Annotated in this window: 1 protein-coding gene; it reads right to left on the reverse strand. The window is 46.9% G+C overall.

Annotated features, from left to right (window positions below; translation table 11 throughout):
* Positions 1-3,402: hypothetical protein (locus tag KBW69_RS23185; protein WP_257282496.1), on the reverse strand; the 3,402-nt coding region annotated here is incomplete at its 3' end.
* Between the last annotated feature and the right edge of the window lie 136 nt (positions 3,403-3,538).

The raw sequence follows: 3,538 nt of genomic DNA on the forward strand, positions 1-3,538 counted from the left end.
GCCGGTTCTCAGCAAAATGGCTGAGGAAGCGGCTTTACCCAGTGGCATAGCCAGCCCGCCCACTTCAGAGACTTGTTCAATGCCGCTGTGGTAGGCATATTGCCCGGTTCGGTCAAGATCAACCTCATAGCGTTCCAGCCAGTGCTGGAAAGGTGTGAGTATTCTGTGCAGGTAATCACCCCTGTTGGTCAGATCAAGAAGATAGAGGAACGACATGTTTGAGAGGGATAGCTCGGCAGCCTGCTCGACGGTATGGGTTGTCAGGAGAGGTTTGTAGTTGGAGAAGTACCAGGTGACAGCCTGTACCAGAAAGGCTGAAGGTTTGACCCAGTAATCATTGAGCTGATGCTCAACCGCTGCAACATGGGCCTGCATTAAGGTATCGTAGATAGCCCTGGTCAGTTCTGATTCAGATAGTCCGGCAGCATGAGCGTAAGGTGTCAGGGTGTCCTGAACATTGCCCAGAAACGCTGCCTTCCTGCGACCGTTGTTAAAGGCAATATCGTCAAGAACATAGTTGGCGATGACCGCTGCTGCGTACTCCTTCATGCCGACAACCGACTCTTTCATACCTGCCGGGCCAGAGGCGGTTTCGGGCACGGGAGTAAAGACACTCTGTATGAATTTTTTGGTACCCTTGTGGGACAGCAGCTGGACAACCTTTTTGAACTCAGGCAACTTGACGCTGTGTTTGTAGCCAAGAAAGTGCTCAAATTCATCCACTGTCTGATAACCTTCGACACCTTTGACGGCCTTTATGTAGTTCTTAAGTTCCACCTTGCTGATCAGACCTTCACGCAGCAGACTTATGATCTTGTTGTCGCTGGCAGAATGGGTAGCGAAGTATTCCGGGAAGCTTTTCAGGTTCTCTGATTGATGTTGAATGAAGTGAACGGCTGTTTTGCTCATGCTGCGAATTTCGTCGTCGTATTCCAGAGCCCCTTTTTTCATCCCACGTCTGGCATTGCGCACAAGAATGCAGATTTTATTCAGATCATTCCCAAGCAGAGCTTCAACAGGCTCTATAGGTGATTCAGGTAAGGTCGTCTTCAGGCTCTTGAAAACCTCCACAATCCGACTGGCCTGTTTAAGCGTCAGTTTGTCACCGATCAGTGCCTGCAAGTGAATCGGTGCAAATTCATCGTCAAAATCGAAAGTCTCAAGGCAGGATATTGTCTTACCGCTTTCTGCTGCTAATTCTGCCAGACCCATCGCCGTTTCCAGAGCTTGTTTTCTGAGACAGTTTTGCTGTACAAAGGCGACCATAGCGGTCCGAACTTTTACCTGTTTCGGCGAATACTGGAAGGGGCCCCCGTCATGTTTGACGGCCCGCTCAGCCGCCTTCAGGACTTCCTTCACTCTCTCAATGTCTGCTTTCCTGATTTCAATTTCATCTTCCAGATAGGCCTGTTCCTGAACCAGATGCCGGATTTTGCCGTCAGTACCATCACCCCCACCCGTGACTTGAGTGTATTTTTTCCTGGTTAAAAGCGGTTCACCCCCGACTTCATGGGATTCGTCCCGACCATGGGCATTTGTGTAATCTTCACGGCTACGAAGCCTGTTCAGCCTGCGATGAAAACCTGCCAGCTCACTTTCAGCTCTTGCTATTAACCACCTGGCTGAGGCTGCTTCACGGTCAAGTACGTATCGTGGTTTTGGTCCCAGGCGAGCGATTTGCCTCTCAAGCTCATCATCAATGGCTGCGATACGCTCATTAACGTCAGGCTGACCCGCTTTGAAAACTTCTTTATCCAGCTGTTGGAGTTTTGCTGCAATAAGACGGTTCTGGTCGTCGATCCTGGCATCATCTTTATAATCTTTAATGTTGAGTTGATGAGCAATTTTATTGTTACAGGTTCTCCTGGCACTCTCATCTTCATAGAGTTCGCCTACTCTATCCCGTAATTCCTGAATTCTGTCGCTTAGAACATATTGCCGGACAGACAGGTTGTCATCGTCTTCAAACTCTACCTCCAGATCACTGGCCAGTTTAGCTGTGAAACTTTTGCCTCTCTCAATAGCATAAGGGTTTTCATGAGGGGCGATATTCAGCTCGTCCTCCAGATCGATAAGACGACTTGCTTGTTGTTCTCTGGCTCGCTGATCCCATTCTTCGATTATGTAGTTGAGACGATCACGAATCGTCATGGGTTTGATAGCCATTTCCGAAGAGTTCCCTTCCGGATACTCCCAGTCTGAACTGTCTGAACTGTCTTCCCACCAGAGCGTATCGTGCATTTCATTCAGCTCGTCTTTTGAGATATCACCGGCATCAAGCTTTGTCAGAATCCTTTCGAGTCTTGCTGTTTTATAATCACCTTCATTGATCTCGATGTTGAGTAATCTTTCCACATGGTCCAGTATGGAATGGGCCTTTTCTTCTGACCGCTTTCTGGCCTCTCTGATGTTCTGATCTATGCGTATAGAAATGATCTGATGAAGGTTATACACACTCTGCTTTTGATTGAAGTATTTACCCTCATTCAGAACTATTAATACCCCACGAATTGTCTCCAGTACCTCGGGCATCAGTTTGGGATGGCCTGGTGTTTTGATGTCTTCCAATTCAGTTTTCAGCTTTGAAGGCTCCAGGAGCTTCTCAATTACCTTTGATTTTATACTATCGCTGTCTTTCAGGCGGATGTCTTTGGCCGGATCAATGCCAAGAAACGCTGCCAGAGCGTCTCTTTTGGCTAAGGTGCAATAATCCTCCATACCGAGCTGATTAGTTATTGCCTTAAGTTGTTGACGCAGATCTTCTTCCCGGGCTTTCATTGTCTTAAATGTTTGCAGCAGGTGTTCCTGTTGAGCGTCAATATTTTTATTGCTATCAAAATTCTGAATGTTTAAATGAGCGGCAATGGTTGCATAACGAGCTTTTATTTCAGCATCTGTTCTGGAGTCCTCATGCTGAAGAAGCTGTTGAGCGACCCAGGCTTGCTGTCGTTTGAGGTGTTGCTGAATGGCCTGTCGACGGACTTCCGGATTCTTTCTGTTATCTGAGACCAGACCGAGTATACTTTCGAAGTTAGTCAGTGAGTTCTGGATGACCACATTGTTGAGTTCTACCTTTTGTTGCAGCTGTTGTTGAATGGACTGATAGCAGGTATCCAGATCATCTTCATGGTTCAGAGTAATACCTAACCTGCTTTCAATGGGTGCCAGTCTTGCTTTTACAGCTTCTTGCCATGGCTGTGTTGTTGTAGCATCTTTTTCGTCAAGAGATCTTTTGATTTCAAGAATTTTCTCCCTGATGATTCTTTCTTGTTCTTCCAATGGCTGGGTATCGTCCCGGTTATCAATACCAAGCTCCGCTCCCAGTTGTGTGTTGATATAGACTCTTGCTTCTGCCACAGAATCGCGAAGGTGTTTGTCAATCGTTGGAAGTAGATTGACCATGTGCTGAAATTTCTGTAAACAGTTTTTCTTTGCTTCCAGCTTTTGTTGATATTGACGCTGAAAATATGGCTGTTGACCCACCTTGGCCAAATTCAGCCAAAGGTGCATTCGAATCATCTCATGACGGGCTTTCGGG

The sequence above is a fragment of the Endozoicomonas sp. ISHI1 genome (assembly GCF_024606225.1).
Taxonomy (GTDB): Bacteria; Pseudomonadota; Gammaproteobacteria; order Pseudomonadales; family Endozoicomonadaceae; genus Endozoicomonas_A.